The sequence below is a fragment of the Mycobacterium tilburgii genome (assembly GCF_902168065.1).
Lineage (GTDB): Bacteria > Actinomycetota > Actinomycetes > Mycobacteriales > Mycobacteriaceae > Mycobacterium > Mycobacterium tilburgii.
Genome location: NZ_LR655749.1, coordinates 1 through 16,017, shown reverse-complemented (window position 1 = coordinate 16,017; position 16,017 = coordinate 1). Strand labels below are relative to the sequence as shown.

Sequence of the window (16,017 nt, the reverse complement as noted above, 5' to 3'; positions counted from 1 at the left end):
GCGTGAACTGGTTCACGTCGATGTAGCCCGCACGGAACGCCCGGGCGCAACCGGTCAGGTACCGCATGTACCGGTCGTAGACCTCTTCGGACTGAATCGCGATGGCCTCCTCGCGGTGGTCCTGCAACGCGTCGGCCCACAGATCCAGCGTCCTGGCGTAGTGCAGCCGCAGCGACTGCCGGCGAGCGAGGTTGAAACCCATCTTGGAGGCGTGGAATTCCACCATCTCGATCGCCGGCAACTGCCCGCCCGGGAAGATCTCGCGGGCGATGAAGTCGTTGAAGCTGGTCTGCTCCGCGGTCATAGGCAGGCCGCGTTCGAGAATCTGCGGCGCCGTCAACATCGTGATGGTGTGCAGCATCATCACGCCGTCGTCGGGCAAGTTTCGGTAGGCCATCCCGAAAAAGTCGTCGTAGCGGTCGTAGCCGAAGTGCTCGAACGCTCCGATCGAAACGATCCGGTCGACGGGTTCGTCGAACTGTTCCCAACCCTGCAACAGCACGCGCCTGCTCCGCGAGGTGTCCAACGCGTCGAACAACTGCTGAACGTGCGCGGCCTGGTGTTGGGACAACGTCAAGCCGACGACGTTGACGTCGTACTTCTCGATCGCGCGCCGCGAGGTGCCGCCCCATCCGCAACCGATGTCCAGCAGCGTCATGCCGGGCCGCAGGCCCAACTTGCCCAACGACAGGTCCATCTTGCGGATCTGCGCCTCTTCGAGGCTGATGTTCTGCATCCGGTCGAAGTAGGCGCAGCTGTAGGTCATCGTCGGATCGAGGAACAGCCGGAAGAAATCGTCGGACAAGTCGTAATGCGCTTGTACGTCTTCGAAGTGCGGCGTCAGCTTCTCGGTCATGGCGGCTCTGTGCCTCCCAACTGCGGTCCAATCAAGTGATCAACGAACTGGCCGTCCCCGTGGTTCAACGGGGCTGCCCCCGGTGCACAGGCGTCGAACGTCCAGGGTCCAAACGTAACGTAGCTGCTGTCAGACTTCTCGTCCAGAAAGGTTTGCTAACCATGGTCGTGCTGACGGATGGACAAGTGGACGCCGCCCTCCCCGGCCTCGACGGGTGGGAGCACAGCGAGGGGGCGTTGCGACGCTCGATCAAGTTCGACACCTTCTTGGCCGGCATCGACGCGGTGCGCCGCGTGGGTGAGCACGCGGACCGCAAGGACCATCATCCTGATATCGATATTAGTTGGCGCACAGTTACTTTCGCGCTAGTGACGCACTCCGAGGGCGGTATCACGAAGAACGACATCGAGATGGCCCGCGACATCAACGAGATCGTCGGGCGCTAGGCCAGCGACGAGGCGGTCCGGGTGTCCGAAGCGGGCGCCGATACTGGATCCGAAGCGACACAACGCCTTCCCGAGACGGCGATGACAACTAATGTTGCCATTGCTGCCGCGGTGTATGTCAGCCCGGCCCACGCCAGATACCACGGCCGGCTGATCTGCCAGATGCTCGGCTGCGCGAACAACAGCAGCCAGGGCACGCCGACGAGAGTGAGCACCAACCAGCCCCACACCGCGATCCGCGCGCCAAGGCGCTCCCATAACGGTCCGTGCACCAGCCACACCATCAACGGCACCAGCCACACCCAGTGATGGGTCCAGGAGATCGGCGACATCAGCAGCCCGAGGAGATCGACGACCAGTAGCTTGCCCAGTCGATCCGTCGGGCCCAAGGCCCGCCACGCCAGGACCGCCAACACCGCCGTGCCCGCGATGGCGGCCAGCACCGGCGGGGAGAACCCGGCGTCATGGCCCACGATCCGGGAGATGGCGCCGCGCCAGGATTGATTGATCGACGTGGCGATCGGGCCGACCCGGTGGGCGTCCCCGAGCAGAGCGGTGAAGTAGTAGCGAGTCTGATCGCCGACCACCAGCGCCGGGAGCCCGACGGTCAGCAAGAACACGACGGCCGAGAACGCGGCGGCCGCGTACCGCCGCACGCCGACCAGATAGACACCGACAACGGCGGGCGTCAGCTTGATCCCCGACGCCACACCGACCAGGAGCCCGGACAGCCACCAGCGGGTGGTGTAGACCGCCCAGAGCACGGCCAGCATCAGAAAGACGTTGATCTGGCCGTAGTCGAAGTTGTTGCGCAGCGGCTCGATCCACATGGTGATGGCCGTCCAGGCCATCGCGACACGCCGGCCGGTTCCGGTCCGGACGCCGAGCAGGTGCTGGGTGAGGCGCACCGAGCCGTACAGCGCGGCGATCATTGTGACCTGCCACAACAACCCGGCGAGGGCGAACGGCAGCCAGTGCAGGGGGTAGAACATGATCGCCGCGAACGGCGGATAGGTGAAGGGCAGCGGGAAGTCCGGCGTGTGCTCGGCGTACACGCAGCTGTACAGGGTGCCGGGATGATCCAGTGCGGCCGCGCCGCCGAGGTAGACGTGCAGGTCGACGAAGTTTGCGCCGTTGGGTCCCAGGTAGGTCAGGCCCAGTCGGGCAACGACACTCACGATCAGCAACACCGGCGCGACGGTGCTGATCAGACTCGCCATCCGCCGGGAGAACGATGCCGCCGCAGCGGCCGAAGTGGTGTCTATTCGCCCGACTTTAGCGACCGCGCCGGCCGTCGTGCGTTGCCGTGCAGTTCGTGGGCTCTCCGGGAACCGCCCGGTCACCGCCACCGCTCGTATCGGTAACGATCAAATAAATGCCACACGTGTCACTTGAGTCCCACCAGCATCAAAGTAGCTTCGGGATCCGTCACCTGTTGTCGATCCCTTAGGGGGAGCAATGCAAACCATCTGGACTTTCGCGAAGGCCGCCGTCGTTGTCGTCGGTTCGTCCGCCGCCCTACTGACGGGCGGTATCGCCCACGCCGACCCTGCCCCGGTTCCCGACCCCGTGCAGAACATCCCGCAACAGTTGATCGCTTCGGCGGCCAACGCCCCGCAGATTCTGCAGAACCTCGCGACCGCCTTGGGCGCGCAGCCGCCGGCCGCACCGACCGCCCCCGGCATCACGTTCCCCGGCATGGCCTCGGCCGCGCAGCCGCCCGCCCCCGCGGGCGTGCCGTCCATTCCCGGGCTGAACTCGATTCCGGGGCTGGGGCAGGCGACACCGGCGGCGGCCCCCGCCGCTCCGGCGTCCACCCCGCAGGTGGCCAACGTCAACATGCCGGCCCTGCCCGGCCTGCCGCTGAACGTGCCGCCGAAGCTGTCACTTCCGGGCGACCTGACGGCGCTGGCCACGGGAGCCGTCCCTGGGACAGCGGCGGCCGCCACGCCGCCTGCGCCGGTGGCGGCGACACCTCCCTCGCTGCTCTCCGCCCTGCCCTGAGCAGTTCGTTGACCCACCCCTAAACGGCTAACCCTCTACCGAAGGACGAGGACATCGTGGAAAGCACTTGGAATCTGTCCAAAGGTTTAGCCGCTGTTGTCGTGGCATCGGCTGCCGCGGTCGGGTTCAGCCCGACCGCGGCAGCCGACCCGGCGACGCCGCTGCCGACACCGCAACAACCTCACTCCACTCAGCAACTCCCGGGCCTGCCCGCGTTGTCGCAACTGAGTCCCATCATCCAGCAGGCTGCGGGCAACCCCGGCCAAGCAACCCAACTGTTGATGGCCGCCGCGCAGGCGTTCACCCACAACCCGTCGGCGCCCACCGAATCGAAGAACGTGGCGGCGTCGGTCAACCAGTTCGTGCAGGAACCGGGCACCCCGGTTCCCGGCGCGGCGGCGCCGCAGGCCGCGCCCGCCGAGCATGTGCCCGGGGCCGACATCGTGCCCGGCGCGCAGGCACACCTGCCCACCGGCATCGACCCAACCCACGCCGCGGGCCCAGCCCCGATCGCCGCTCCCCCGGCCGGCACGCCTCACGTGTCTGCACCGGACGCCGCTCCCGGTCCGGCCCTCGACGCCGCCCCGGCGCGGGCGCCCGCACCAGCGCCCGTAGTTGCCCCAACCCCGGCCGTGGCTCCGGGCTTCGGCCCCGGCGCCCCGATCACGCAGGACTTCATGTACCCCTCGATCGGCAGCAATTGCCTTGCGGACGGCAGCAGTTCGATTGCCACCGCGCTCTCGGTCGCCGGGCCGGCCACGATCCCGCTGCCCGGTCCAAAACCCGGCCAGACCGCCTACGTGTTCACTGCGGTCGGCACGCCGGGGCCAGCGGAGGAGCAGAAGCTGCCGCTGAACGTCACCTGGGTGAACCTGACCACGGGCAAGTCCGGCACCGTCACGCTCAAACCGCGGACCGACATCAACCCAGACGGGCCAACCACCTTGACGGGAATCGCCGACACCGGTTCGGGCAGCATCATGTCGACGATCTTCGGTCAGGTCACAACCAAAGAAAAGCAGTGCCAGTTCCTCCCCACCATCGGCTCGACTGTGGTGCCCTGACGGGCGACCAACACCATATCCGGTGCGAGCGCACGTGTCACCACACAACACTCCCGTCCGCCTTGTCCCGGGCTAGTAGGCCATGAACAGAATCGCGTCGCGGTCGTACTCCAGCCCCGGGTGCACGCTGGACAGGTGCGCCTGCGTCAGCTCGACCAGCTCATCCTCGTCTTTTCCGACGATGGCTTCTCCGCACGGACAGGTCAGGTTGTGTCTTCATTGCCGCCCTTCCCTTCTGGTGTCCTACTACTGTGCCGCCTACTTGGCTGATTTGGCAGCGGCTTTCATCTGCTTTTTGTAGGACCGCACTCGGCCCATCGATTCGGCGTCGACGATGTCGGCGACGGAAATGTGCGTGCCGGCCTTCCCGAACTGCCCGGCCGCCGCACGCCAGCCCTTCGGGGTGACGCCGTACTGCTTGCCCAGCAGCGCCAGGAAGATCTGCGCCTTGACGTCGCCGAAACCGGGTAGGCCCTTGATTCGGCGCAGCAGCTCCGCGCCGTCGGGGTTGCCGGCGGTCCACAACCCCGCGGCGTCGCCGTCGTAGCGGTCGACGATGATCTGGGCCAGCGTCTGGATCCGCTTGGCCATCGATCCAGGAAACCGGTGGATCGCAGGCTTTTCCGAGCACAACGCGGCGAACTTCTCGGGGTCGTAGTCGGCGATCTCGACCGCACCGAAGATGCCCATCCGGTCGGCGATTTTCATCGGGCCGGAGAACGCGGTCTCAAAGGGGACCTGTTGATCGAGCACCATCCCGATGAGCAGTGCCAGCGGGTCGCTGGACAGCAGTGCGTCCGCCTCGGGTTCTTGCGCAAGCCACAGTGTCAATTGTCAACGCCCTTCCTTCCGGTGCACGCCTGAGACCGATGGCCTATGTGTCGACACACTACTCACTGACACTCACCAGCAACGGCGCAGTTATCGTGACGTGGTGGTAGATGAGGCCCGATTGGCACTGATGCTGGCCCGCGACGAACTGCATGCGCTCGTCACCGGCCTACTGCCGGGCCGTCGACCGCGCCGACTACGCCGCGCTACGCGACCTCTACCACCCCGACGCCACCGACGCGCACGGCGAGTTCTCCTCGGGCGGCGGAGCCGTATGTGCGTGTATCCCAACACAACGTAACCACCACCAACTTCGACATCGACGGGGACAGCGCTCGCGGCGAGATCTACTGCCTGGTGTTCCACACCTTAGCCGGTCCCGAACACGACATCGACGTCCTGGTAGGCGGCCGCTACCTCGACGAGTACACCCGGCACGACGGCCGCTGGAAATTCAGCCGGCGCACCATCGCCGCGGATTGGGCCTACCAAAATGACCCGTCGTTGGTGGACTTCTCCCATCCCAGCACCCGAGGCAGCCTGCGCGGTCAACCGGGCCAGAGCGATCCGTCAGCCGGGCTATTCACCCGAACTTAGCAGAAAACTGTTGCCCGCCAATGACTTTCCAATAATTGCCGGCGACTAGCCGCTCTTGCGGCGGAATTCCCGACGGCCACCGGCGGCCGCGCCGTGCGCCCGGGACTGCTTGCCGCCCCCATCCTTGTGGTCGGATCCCCTCGATGCCTTGGACATCTTGCGATCCAGGGCTTCGCTAAACTTGCGCTTATTCTCGTCCTCTGCCCCGGCGGCATCCTGCTTGGAGTTCAACTCGGCCATAGCGGAAGCTTAGTCCGACTACCGCTTGCCCGTCGGCATGCCGTACAGATGTGAGATCGGCAGGGTCAGCAGCACGCCCCGGTCGGTGACCATCGCCTGCTGGAACTCATCCCAATCCGGATGCTCACCGGCGATGTTGCGATAGGCAATCAACGCTTCGACGGTGTCTTTGTCGGGCGCCGCGGCCGGGGGGCTCAGTTCGGCCGTCCCCTCCGCGACGGCGTACGACCAGCCGTCGTCCGAATCGACCAGCAGCGAGGCCCGCGGGTCGCGGCGCAGGTTGCGGGCCTTGGCCCGCGGCTCGGTGATCGACACCCGAATCACCAATTCCCGGGGATCGAAATGGTAGCTAACGTTCGACAGTTGCGGCCACCCGTCACGTTTGATTGTTGCCAGCACGCCGAGCGAGTTTCCCTTGATCAGTGCCAGCAGCTTGTCGTCGAACACTTGGTGTCCCATGCTCAAAGACTACGTTTGTCTGATGTCCGTCTGATCCAATCGGATGATTACCGGCTACGCGGTGTTCCTGTGAGGCGTCAATGTTGTGGCGTCAATTTGAAGATGGCCGACGTGGTGACTGCCCTGACCGGTGCCGGGTTCACCGCCGTGCGCACCATCCTGTCCAGTGGGAATGTGCTGCTCGAGTCGCCCGCCGACGCCGGCACGGTGCGCAAGAAAGCCGAAGCGGCCCTGCGGGAGAAGTTAGGTTACGACGCCTGGGTGCTGGTCTACGACACCGACTCGGTGCGCTCCATCACCGATGCGTATTCCTTCGAGCCCGAGGTAGACGGATATTCAGTCCTACGTCACGTTCGTCGCCGACCCCGCCGTGCTCGACGAACTGTCCGCGCTGACCGCCGGCGCCGACGAAAAGGTCAGTGCCGGCGACGGCGTCGTGTACTGGCAGGTAGCCAAAGGCGCCACGTTGGTAGAGCACGATGGGCAAGCCGAGGTACAGGTCGTCGACGACCACCCGCAACCTGCGGGCTCTGACCAAACTCATGTAGATCTCGACCCGCGACGCTGGGTAGGGTTTCCCCGATGACCTCTGCGCAAGATTCTCCGAAGGAGAAGGTCTGTCTCGACGGCGTTCCGGAGACCGCGCTGCCGACGCTCAATTCGCGCGCCCCGGAGGCGCGCCGCCCCGATCGCATCCTCGATGATCCGATGGCATGCGGCTCTGCGACGCCATCGATTACGACTTCGCGAAATTGGCCGCACACGTCAGGACATCACGCTGCGCGCGCCTGTTAGACGCCCAAATGCGCTCGTACTTGTCCGAACACCCGACCGCCACTGTGGTGGCGCTGGCCGAGGGTCTGCAAACCAGCTTCTACCGGTTGGACGCGGCACTCACCGATAGCTGATTTCTTTGGCTCACAGTCGATTTCCCCGAGATCATCAACGTGCGGACCCGACTGCTGCCGCCGATGCCGTTCGCACTGTCGGCCGCACAGGCCGCCGAATTGGTCGACAGCGTGCCGGGTGTCCGCGCCAATGCAAGATCTGCGACTGCTACCGGGCCGCGGTCGCGCGTTGAACGCCGCGGTGTCGCTGCTGTATCGAGTGCCTGCGCTCGCCCCGCTGAGACCGTGCCTGACCCCTGCTGGAGTTCGACTAGCCCTCGTCGGGTTCGGGCACCGTCTCGATGTAGCGCAGCGCGTCGGCCTTGCTCAGGCCGAGCCCGTGGGCGACGTGCACGTACTTACGGGCTGCGGCCGCCATCGCGGCGTCGCTCGGGTCGTACCACGCGATGAAAGTGCCGAAGCGGCCCCGAGTTTCGACGATGGCCGCGTTCTCCAGTTCACGATAGGCACGCCACGGTGTTGACAGCCACGCCTAGCTGGCCAGCCAGCTCGCGGACCGTGGGCAACCGGGTGCCCGGTGGCAGCACACCGTCCCGGACACCCTCGATGACCTGCGTGCGGAGCTGATCGAACAGCGGCCGGCCCGCTTTCAGCTTGACCCGTAGCAATTCGCCCAGCTCCACGTATCCAGTATTACCCCACCACCGCTATGTTTGGTGGCATGCGAGTGGCGGTGCTCAGCGGAGCAGGGATCTCGGCGGAAAGCGGAGTGCCGACATTTCGCGACGACAAGAACGGGTTGTGGTCCCGTTTTGACCCCTACGAACTGTCCAGTACGAAAGGCTGGCAGGACAACCCCGAGCGAGTGTGGGGCTGGTATTTGTGGCGGCACTACTTGGTCGGCGGCGTCGAGCCCAACGACGGCCACCGGGCCATCGCAGCGTGGGAGGACTACGCCGACGTCAGTGTGATCACCCAGAACGTCGACGACCTGCACGAGCGTGCGGGCAGCACCGCTGTACACCACCTGCACGGCAGCCTCTTCGAATTCCGTTGCGCGAGTTGCGATCTGCCGTACACCGACGCGCTTCCGGTAATGTCCGAGCCGGCGCTGGAGGTGCAACCGCCGCGCTGCCTCCGCTGTGGCGGGCTGATCCGGCCCGACATTGTGTGTTTCGGCGAGCAGCTGCCCGAGGAGCCGTGGCAGCAGGCGGTCAAGGCGACCAACTCCGCCGACGTGATGGTGGTCGTCGGGACCTCGGCGATCGTCTATCCCGCGGCGGGCCTGACCGATCTTGCGCTTTCCCGCGGCGCCGTGGTGATTGAGGTTAACCCCGAGTCCACGCCGTTGTCGGCGAACGCGACGATCAGCATCCGTGAATCGGCGAGTCACGCGTTGCCCGGGCTGCTGAGGCGGTTGCCCGCCCTGCTGAAGTAGCCGCCGCCAGACCCGCTACGGCCTGCGGGCGCGGCCCAGCAACAATTCGGATACCGGCATCGGCGACCAGGACGGCAGCGTCCACTCCCGCCGCGACGTGATCACCTCGAATCCGGCGTCAACAATCGCACGTTCGGTGTCGCGATGGGTGTGACAGTTGCCCAGAAACCGCGGCCACACGGTGGCGTCGGCGAACCGCTGCAGCCGGCCCCGCAAGCCGTCGCTGGCCACATGTTCGAGATAGCGCAACTCCCCGCCCCGGGCCCAGCATCGCGTACAGGTGCCGCAACACCAGCGCGGGATCCCGCACCGAGCACAGCACCAGCGAGCAGACGACCGCGTCGAAGGGTTTGTCGGCACGGAACTCCTCCACGGTCTGGTTGGTCAGGACAACCGGCACCAGCGCCGCCACGGCGACCGTCCGGGCCCGCGCGGCCAGTCGCAACTCGGGTTCCATCGCCACCACCTGCCGGACGGTCTGCGGGTAGTTCGGGAAGTTCATGCCGATCCCGGCGCCGACCTCGAGCACGCGTCCCGTCAGACCGGACAGGTTCTATCCGCACCGCTTCGGTCTCGTGGTTGGCTGGCGGCGTGTGCCTGCTTGGCGGTCGACGTGACGGGCCGGTACTGCACCAGTACTCCCGGATCCGGGAGATCAGGAACACCCCGTAATCCATGGACAGACCGAACGCGATGCAGAACAACAGCAATCGGCATGTTGGCGACCAGGGTGCCGCTGGGTGTGGTCCCCCCAGTGCGCCGAGATGACCTTCCTGGAAGAACGGCCATCACACCCAGCGCAGTCGGCAGCCGATCGGTCACCGCATCGACGCTGTCGCGGTTGACCTGCGCGACACCGGCCATCTCGACCGAGCGACCGGCGGGGCCGGGCACTTGGTGCAGCCGCTTGAGCTGAGCGTCGGACGCCGGCGAGAACAGTGGCGCTAAACTGCTGACGGTCAAAAACGCTGGATTCCAGGCGGCGCACCAGCCTGCGCGCGTCCAGCGCGTCTGGCCGCGACCCCAGCAGTACGATCGCGGCCGGGATGATCACGATCGATGCCGTCGCGACGAAGGCGACGGTCGCCACCCCGGCGTAGGCGAACGATTTGAGGGAAGTACATCGGGAACAGCACCGTCGCCGACATCGACAGCGCACCGTGACGGCGGAGGGCAGCACAGTGTGCCCGGGCGGTCGCCATGGTTCCGGATCAGCGCCTCCTCCCGGTCGCTACCGTCGGCAAGCTCGTCGCGGTAGCGGCTGACGATCAGCAGCGTGTAGTCGACGGCCAGCGCCAGGCCCATCGCGGTGCTCAGTTGAGCGCGAAGATCGACACCTCGGCGGTGTAGATGACGAGCCGCAGCACCGACATCGAGCCGACGACGGCGGCGAGCGCGCCGAGGGCCATCGGCAGCGCCGCGGATGTCGAGACCGAGGTTGATTTGGAGAGCTGCCACCAACCCGCCGAAGACCCAGATGAGCACCAGGAAGCTAAGCGGCAGCGCGATACATCCATGACCAGCAGGTCGGCCTGATTCTGGGTGTTGATCTGTGCGTACTGCATCGCCGAGCGCTCCGGAGCGCACCGTCACGCCGTCGGGGTTGTGGACGAAGAGGTCCGACAGGGTTTGGGGCGTTGTTCTGCGCGTGGTTCCCGCCGCCCTTGAGGTTGACCACGATCAAGCCGGACTTGCCGTCCTTACTGATCAGTTCGGCGGCGGCGCGGTCCACGGCGAGGGCACGTTGTATACCAACGGCGAATGCTGTAGCTCGTCGACCAGGTCGGTGGCCACCTTGCGGGCCTGGTCTGGGCGCCCACCGGTGCGGTCACCAGGATCAGCAGCTGCTACCCGCTCTGCCCGAACTTGTCCGTCAGCACGGCGATGGCACGTACGGATTCCGAATTGGGATCCTAGAAGCCGCCAGGCACCAGGCGCTCGGCGACCGGGAGGCCGAAGACTGCGGCGGCGATGAAGATCAGGAGCCGACCGCGATGATGCGGCGCGGCGCCGCGATGGCCAGCCGAGCGATCCTTGGCAACATTTATGCTTCCTCCCCGGTCGCGGTCCCGCGGGGACGCGTACCTCGTGGGCGGTAACCTAGACCCGGTAAGTGACAGGTGTCAAACAACTCCTCCTGGTGGTACCGGCCAGGACCCGGTCCGGTTCGATCTGGTTTCAAACCCGCGAAGACTAAGAGTCCGGCTAGAAAATCAGGAGCTAAATAAGCTGCTCACGGGCCGAAACCCAGCCAGACCGCCGAGGGCCTTACTCACGAGTAATTGCCACAATTTTCCGAACCTTGACTCAAAGAATTCTTAATGGTTACTCTATAGGCTCAGTGTCATGTGGATCGACGACTTTAGTGCAGATGTCATCAAGGTTGACTTCGAGGCACTCTACCACGGCGACGTGCTAGTGGAAGGCGAGACCTCTGAGCAGCTTGATGAATGGTACCCGCTTCCCAACGCAAGCTGATCACCATGAGCCTGCTCGCTCGGCTGCTCATGGCCGAACCCTCTGTCTCCCGTTGGTTCCGTCGATCGCATTGATCCTGTTGCCAACAAAAGCCCCCGCCACGGCGGGGGCTTTTGCGTGTTCGGGCGTTTCGTTTTGTGTGCGCAACGGGCCCGTCAGCGCGGCACCATGCGGATGGCGCCGTCGAGCCGGATCACCTTACCGTTGAGCATCGGGTTCTCCACGATGTGCACGCCCAGGCGCCGTACTCGTCGGGGTCACCCAGCCGGGCCGGGTGCGGCACCTGCTTGCCCAGCGACTTCTGCGCCTCCTCGGGCAGCGAGCCCAGCAGCGGCGTCTTGAACAATCCCGGCGCGATCGTCACCACCCGGATCAGCTCGCGGGACAGGTCGCGCGCGATCGGCAGCGTCATGCCGACGACGCCACCCTTGGACACGGAGTAGGCGGCCTGGCCGATCTAGCCCTCGAAGGCTGCCACCAAGGCGGTGTTGATGTGACGCCGCGCTCGGGGCTGGTTTAGGCCCGATCGGCTCCATCTTGGCGATGCGCTCGGCGGCCGGCCAGCCGCAGCACGTTGAAAGTGCCGATCAGGTTGACCGTTGATGACCTTCTTGAAGCCGTCCAACGGGAACGGACCGTCCTTGGACAACGTCTTGATGGCGTTGCCGATGCCGGCGCAGTTGACGTTGGCTCGCAGCGGGCCCATCGCCTCGGCGACGGCCAGCGCGGCAGTGACGGCGGCCTCATCGGTGACGTCCGCCTCGACGAAGCGGGCGCGGTCGCCGAGTTCGCGGACCGCGTCCTCGCCGCGGAGGTCGATCACCACCACCTGCGCACCGCGATCGAGCAGGCGTTTGGTGGTGGCCAAACCCAGCCCGGAGGCGCCACCGGTGACAACGGCGACGGCGTCTTTGATCTCCATGCGAGTCCTTTCGTGATCCTGGCGACCAACTCATTGGTTGGGAACCATACCTAGTCGTTGAGCGCGTCGGCGACGTCGGTCACCGGCGCCGCGGGCCGCGGTGTCTCCGGCGCGGTCTGGGAAAAATGCGGCGCCGGTCGCGGTTGCAGACCACCGTTCACCTCGTAGAATGGTGTGGCGCTCGGTGGCTCGGTCTGGATCTCGCCGAACGCCAGCACCGGCGTCACACACGCGTCCGAGTCGGCGAACACCTTGGCCCAGTGGTCGCCGGTCCTGGCTGGCGAATTTCTCGGCCAGCATGGCGTGCAGTTCGGGCCAGCGGTTGACGTCGTTCTGGCCGGGCAGATCGGCCCCGTCTAGACCCCGCCCGGCCAGCATTGCGGCGTAGAACTGTGGCTCAATGGCCCCGAACCGCGACGTAGCGGCCGTCGGCGCACTCGTAGGTGGTCGTATAGTAGGGGGCCGCCGCCGTCGAGACGGTTGGCGCCGCGCGTCGGTCCACATGCAGGAGGCGCGCATGTGCCACATCATCTGGACCAGCACACTCGAGCCGTCGACCATCGCGGCGTCCACCACCTGCCCCTTGCCGGAGCTGTGCCGCTCCCACAGCGCCGACAGGACGCCGAGCAGCAGAAACATCGAGCCGCCACCGAAATCGCCGACCAGGTTCAGCGGCGGCACCGGCCGTTCGTTCGCCCGGCCAATCGCCGTACAGGATGTCGTTCAGCGAGATGTAGTTGATGCCGTGGCCGGCCTGCTGGCTGCGTGGTCCGGTCTGGCCCCAGCCGGTCATCCGCGCGTAGACCAGCCGGTCGTTGACTTTGGCGCAGTCCTCGGACCCCAGGCCCAGGCGCTCGGTAACGCCCGGGCGGTAGCCTTCGATCAGCACGTCGGCCTTGGCGATCAGCTTCAGGACGAGTTCGCGCCCTTCGGCGGACTTCAGATCGGCGGTCACCACCCGCCGGTTGCGCATCATGGCGTTTTTGGCCACGCCGCCGGGGCCCCGGGACCTGTGGCCGGGCGGTCGATGCGCACCACGTCCGCCCCCAGATCTCCGAGATCATCGCGGCGTGCGGTCCCGGCCCGATGCCGGCCAGCTCCACTACGCGAAGTCCCTTGAGCGGTCCTGCCATGATGTCCATCAACCTTTCGTCTGCGCTGACGCGTGCGAACCCGTTGGCATCTTCGCAGCCACGTTCGACGGCCGTGCACCCCGGTCTCCCAACCGGTGATTAGGGTGAGCCCGTGCCGGAATCCACGCTCGACCTCCAGCCTTCCACGGCCGACCTCGCGGTCGACCTGTCCGACGGCGTGCTGTCGTTGACCATCAACCGCCCGGAGAGCCAGAACTCGCTGACCACCCCGGTGATTGCCAGGCTCGCCGACACGATGGAAAAAGCGGCCACCGATCCGCGCGTGCAGGTGGTGCGGCTGGGCGGTGCCGGCCGCGGCTTTTCCTCCGGTGCCGGGATCAGCGCCGACGACATGTCTGGCAGCGGCGGCGTTCCGCCGAACGAGATCATTCTGGAGGGTCAACCGGCTGATCCGTGCCATCACCGCGCTGCCGCACCCGGTGGTCGCCGTCGTGCAGGGACCGGCCGCGAGCGTCGGCGTTTCCATCGCGTTGGCGTGCGACATCGTATTGGCTTCTGAGGTGGCATTTTTTATGCTCGCCTTCACCAAGATCGGGCTGATGCCCGACGGCGGCGCCTCGGTGCTGGTTGCGGCGGCGATCGGTCGGATCCGCGCGGTGTCGATGGCGCTGCTGGCCGAACGGTTGTCGGCGGCGGAGGCGTTCGCTGCGGGCCTGGTCACCGCAATCTATACGGCCGAGGACTTCGACGCCGAAGTGGACAAAATGATTTCGACGTTGCTGTGCGGCCCAGTCGTGGCGTACGCCAAGACCAAGGATGCGATCAACGCGGCGGCCCTGGCCGAACTGGATGCCACGCTGGACCGTGAGTACCGGGGGCAGTCGATCTTGTTGCGATCGGCCGACTTACGGGAGGGCACAATGGCATTCCAGAAACGCCGCGCGCCTAACTTCACGACCGCTAGACGCTTAGTCGCCGCCGAATCGGCAGTCCTTCCCAACGTCGGTTGAGGGAGGAAACAATGGATCAACAGCTGAGTTGCCTGGTGACCGGGGCGACCGGCTACATCGGCGCCCGCCTGGTGCCGCGGCTGCTCGACGACGGCCACCGGATCCAGCCCATCGCGGTGCGCGACGTGCTCCACTACTTGGTCGCCGCGGCGACGGCGGCGGTGCCCTGCTCGCGCATTTGGGACATCGGCGGTCCCGACGTGCTGGAGTACGGCGACATAATGCGCGTCTACGCTCAGGTGGCGGGCCTACACCGGCGCTACCTGTTCGTGCTGCCCTTCCTTACGCTGTCGATCGCCAGCCTGCGGGTGGGCACGGTCACGTCCGGCTTGGCGAGGCCGCTGATCGAATCGCTGGAATGCGGTGCAGTGCTGGGCAATTCGGACATCGACACCATTATCGCGCCACCGCCGGACGGCCTCACCCCCCTACCGACGCGCGGTATCGCTGTCGCTCAACCGGGCGGCGCGGGGGCTACCGGATGCCAGTTGGGCGTCATCGCACGCCGAGCCGGCGGAGCCACTGCCCAGTCGTCTACACCGACGTGCGGACGGCATCGACCGCCGCGAACCCCGAGGACTCTTTGGGCGGCAGCGGAAACCGCCGCGACGAGCAACGGTCGGCTGGACCGTGACAGAGCGCGAACCCGGCACCCGGTTGCGGCTACGCTCCCGATTCCGCAGCCGCGGGACCGCGTGGCTCGAGATGACGGTCGCCCCGCAGGACGGCGGTGGCAGCACGTACGCGCAGCGGGCGATCTTCGTGCCGGCCGGCGTGTGGGGCGGCTCTACTGGTTTTTCACCCGGCCGCTGCACACCGTCGCGCTGGCGGCGCTGGTGCGCAATGTCGTCGGGGCGCCGCGCACCTAGACGCCGAACATCGGCGGCAACACCAGCACCATGATCAGACCCCAGAAGAAGTGGGTCAGCATGGGCGCCAGGACGCCGCCGCTGGCGCGGCGCTCGAGGGCGCAGACCGCGCCGAGGATGATCGCGGCGAACCCGAGCGTCGGGTTCCCACTGGCCAGCGTCACGCCGAGGTACAGCATGGTCGAGATCGTCAACGGCGCGAACCGACCCAGCGCGGTGTACAGTGCGCCGCGGAAGAACATCTCCTCGGCGACGCCGTTGATGACGGTAATCAGCACGACCAGCCAGAACGAACCGTGGTGGGCGTATTGCAGCACCCGGGTGATCAGGGCCGCGACGGCAGGAATCTGGCGGGCGATCAGTCCGCCGACGACGAAGACACCGCCTAGCCCCAGGCCGATGAGCGTGCCGCTGATCATCGGCCGCTGGGTGCGGCCACGCCAGCAGATCCCGCCCAGATGCAGCGGACCGGAACAGAGCGCACCGACGGCCCACACCGCGGCCAGCGCCAGGGTCAGCCAGTAGAAGCTCGACTCGCCGGGTGCACGCCGCAGCAAGTAGCCGAGCACCGCGGCGCCGAGCACCAAGGTGATCGCGACGATGACGCGGCGCCGTCGCACCAGTGACGGCGGTTCATGGTGTGGCACAGTAACATTGGTGACGGCGCAACGCAGCTCGGAGAAGACACGGGCGTGGTATGGGCTGCCCTTGCTGGGTCATGCCGGACGGATCCGCGGGGTCAGACTGAGCAGAATGTCCAGGCTGGTGCGGACGGCTCCGGCAACCGGGCCCGGCACGCTGTTGTGACCAGCCTGGATCCCACATAGCCGGTCGCGCCGGTCACCACAATCCGCATACATT

Annotated in this window: 14 protein-coding genes and 10 pseudogenes; 10 read left to right on the top strand and 14 right to left on the bottom strand. The window is 66.3% G+C overall.

Annotation, left to right across the window (positions count from 1 at the left end; all coding sequences use genetic code 11):
• The coding region (locus FQ389_RS16480) for a cyclopropane mycolic acid synthase family methyltransferase (RefSeq protein WP_144209557.1) at nucleotides 1-856 on the bottom strand (856 nt) is incomplete at its 3' end.
• A 161-nt stretch (nucleotides 857-1,017) separates the two neighbouring features.
• Here FQ389_RS16480 and FQ389_RS16475 point away from each other — a divergent pair.
• Entirely contained in the window at nucleotides 1,018-1,302 is a 285-nt protein-coding gene (locus tag FQ389_RS16475) for a 4a-hydroxytetrahydrobiopterin dehydratase (protein WP_144209553.1), read from the top strand.
• On the opposite strand, the gene FQ389_RS16470 is transcribed toward FQ389_RS16475, so the two are convergent.
• Nucleotides 1,299-2,645 (bottom strand): mannosyltransferase, encoded by a 1,347-nt coding sequence (locus tag FQ389_RS16470; RefSeq protein ID WP_144209550.1) that lies wholly within the window; start codon nucleotides 2,643-2,645, stop codon nucleotides 1,299-1,301. The genes FQ389_RS16475 and FQ389_RS16470 overlap by 4 nt on opposite strands.
• 115 nt (nucleotides 2,646-2,760) lie before the next feature.
• Between FQ389_RS16470 and FQ389_RS16465 the strand changes: the two genes are divergently transcribed.
• On the top strand, nucleotides 2,761-3,306 hold the full coding sequence (locus tag FQ389_RS16465) for a hypothetical protein (RefSeq protein WP_144209547.1): 546 nt from the start codon (nucleotides 2,761-2,763) through the stop codon (nucleotides 3,304-3,306).
• 56 nt (nucleotides 3,307-3,362) lie between these two features.
• Nucleotides 3,363-4,370 carry an Rv1157c family protein gene (locus tag FQ389_RS16460; protein ID WP_144209544.1) on the top strand — a complete coding sequence of 336 codons (1,008 nt, stop codon included), beginning with the start codon at nucleotides 3,363-3,365 and terminating at the stop codon, nucleotides 4,368-4,370.
• A gap of 72 nt (nucleotides 4,371-4,442) precedes the next feature.
• Here the strand turns inward: FQ389_RS16460 and FQ389_RS16455 are convergent, their stop codons facing one another.
• Together FQ389_RS16455 and FQ389_RS16450 are read right to left on the bottom strand one after the other, a co-directional pair.
• The gene (locus tag FQ389_RS16455) at nucleotides 4,443-4,577 is read right to left on the bottom strand and encodes a DUF1059 domain-containing protein (protein WP_144209560.1); all 135 of its coding nucleotides are present in this window, start codon (nucleotides 4,575-4,577) and stop codon (nucleotides 4,443-4,445) included.
• A 51-nt stretch (nucleotides 4,578-4,628) separates the two neighbouring features.
• A complete protein-coding gene (locus FQ389_RS16450) occupies nucleotides 4,629-5,201 on the bottom strand; it encodes an HhH-GPD-type base excision DNA repair protein (protein ID WP_144209541.1) in 573 nt (190 codons plus the stop codon).
• Between the two features lie 100 nt (nucleotides 5,202-5,301).
• On the opposite strand from FQ389_RS16450, the pseudogene FQ389_RS16445 reads away from it, so the two are divergent.
• Nucleotides 5,302-5,798 (top strand): annotated as a pseudogene (locus tag FQ389_RS16445) (nuclear transport factor 2 family protein).
• A 45-nt stretch (nucleotides 5,799-5,843) separates the two neighbouring features.
• On the opposite strand, the gene FQ389_RS16440 reads toward FQ389_RS16445, so the two are convergent.
• On the bottom strand, nucleotides 5,844-6,038 hold the full coding sequence (locus tag FQ389_RS16440; RefSeq protein WP_144209538.1) for a DUF5302 domain-containing protein: 195 nt from the start codon (nucleotides 6,036-6,038) through the stop codon (nucleotides 5,844-5,846).
• 18 nt (nucleotides 6,039-6,056) lie between these two features.
• Nucleotides 6,057-6,497, bottom strand: coding sequence for a PPOX class F420-dependent oxidoreductase (locus FQ389_RS16435; RefSeq protein ID WP_144209536.1), 441 nt, complete (start codon nucleotides 6,495-6,497; stop codon nucleotides 6,057-6,059).
• Between FQ389_RS16435 and FQ389_RS16430 the strand changes: the two genes are divergently transcribed.
• Nucleotides 6,381-7,031 carry a DUF1697 domain-containing protein gene (locus FQ389_RS16430; protein WP_407662927.1) on the top strand — a complete coding sequence of 217 codons (651 nt, stop codon included), beginning with the start codon at nucleotides 6,381-6,383 and terminating at the stop codon, nucleotides 7,029-7,031. The two genes, FQ389_RS16435 and FQ389_RS16430, sit on opposite strands and share 117 nt — an antisense overlap.
• Nucleotides 7,032-7,079: 48 nt before the next feature.
• Nucleotides 7,080-7,640, top strand: a pseudogene (locus FQ389_RS16425) (class I SAM-dependent methyltransferase); the annotation flags it as partial.
• Between the two features lie 15 nt (nucleotides 7,641-7,655).
• On the opposite strand, the pseudogene FQ389_RS16420 reads toward FQ389_RS16425, so the two are convergent.
• A pseudogene (locus FQ389_RS16420) lies at nucleotides 7,656-8,028 on the bottom strand (GntR family transcriptional regulator).
• Nucleotides 8,029-8,066: 38 nt separating this feature from the next.
• Here FQ389_RS16420 and FQ389_RS16415 point away from each other — a divergent pair.
• Entirely contained in the window at nucleotides 8,067-8,783 is a 717-nt protein-coding gene (locus FQ389_RS16415; RefSeq protein WP_144209534.1) for an SIR2 family NAD-dependent protein deacylase, read from the top strand.
• A 15-nt stretch (nucleotides 8,784-8,798) separates the two neighbouring features.
• Here the strand turns inward: FQ389_RS16415 and FQ389_RS16410 are convergent.
• Nucleotides 8,799-9,336, bottom strand: a pseudogene (locus FQ389_RS16410) (class I SAM-dependent methyltransferase); the annotation flags it as partial.
• Between the two features lie 423 nt (nucleotides 9,337-9,759).
• A pseudogene (locus FQ389_RS18295) lies at nucleotides 9,760-10,827 on the bottom strand (MMPL family transporter); the annotation flags it as partial.
• A 302-nt stretch (nucleotides 10,828-11,129) separates the two neighbouring features.
• On the opposite strand from FQ389_RS18295, the gene FQ389_RS20880 reads away from it, so the two are divergent.
• A complete protein-coding gene (locus FQ389_RS20880) occupies nucleotides 11,130-11,261 on the top strand; it encodes a hypothetical protein (protein WP_144209529.1) in 132 nt (43 codons plus the stop codon).
• Nucleotides 11,262-11,416: 155 nt separating this feature from the next.
• On the opposite strand, the pseudogene FQ389_RS16385 reads toward FQ389_RS20880, so the two are convergent.
• The 4 genes and pseudogenes from FQ389_RS16385 to FQ389_RS22975 all read right to left on the bottom strand — a co-directional run.
• Nucleotides 11,417-12,183 (bottom strand): annotated as a pseudogene (locus FQ389_RS16385) (SDR family NAD(P)-dependent oxidoreductase).
• A 50-nt stretch (nucleotides 12,184-12,233) separates the two neighbouring features.
• Nucleotides 12,234-12,434: a hypothetical protein gene (locus FQ389_RS22985; protein WP_144209527.1), complete on the bottom strand. Its 201-nt coding sequence runs from the start codon at nucleotides 12,432-12,434 to the stop codon at nucleotides 12,234-12,236.
• Nucleotides 12,435-12,480: 46 nt separating this feature from the next.
• Nucleotides 12,481-12,864, bottom strand: a pseudogene (locus FQ389_RS22980) (CoA transferase); the annotation flags it as partial.
• Between the two features lie 93 nt (nucleotides 12,865-12,957).
• Nucleotides 12,958-13,156: pseudogene (locus FQ389_RS22975) on the bottom strand (CoA transferase); the annotation flags it as partial.
• Nucleotides 13,157-13,428: 272 nt separating this feature from the next.
• Here FQ389_RS22975 and FQ389_RS16370 point away from each other — a divergent pair.
• Nucleotides 13,429-14,287: pseudogene (locus FQ389_RS16370) on the top strand (enoyl-CoA hydratase).
• A 95-nt stretch (nucleotides 14,288-14,382) separates the two neighbouring features.
• A pseudogene (locus FQ389_RS16365) lies at nucleotides 14,383-15,156 on the top strand (DUF2867 domain-containing protein); the annotation flags it as partial.
• Here FQ389_RS16365 and FQ389_RS16360 read toward each other — a convergent pair.
• Complete coding sequence (locus FQ389_RS16360) at nucleotides 15,153-15,830, bottom strand: CPBP family intramembrane glutamic endopeptidase (protein ID WP_144209523.1); 678 nt, start codon at nucleotides 15,828-15,830, stop codon at nucleotides 15,153-15,155. The pseudogene FQ389_RS16365 and the gene FQ389_RS16360 sit on opposite strands and share 4 nt — an antisense overlap.
• Nucleotides 15,831-16,017 lie beyond the last annotated feature (187 nt).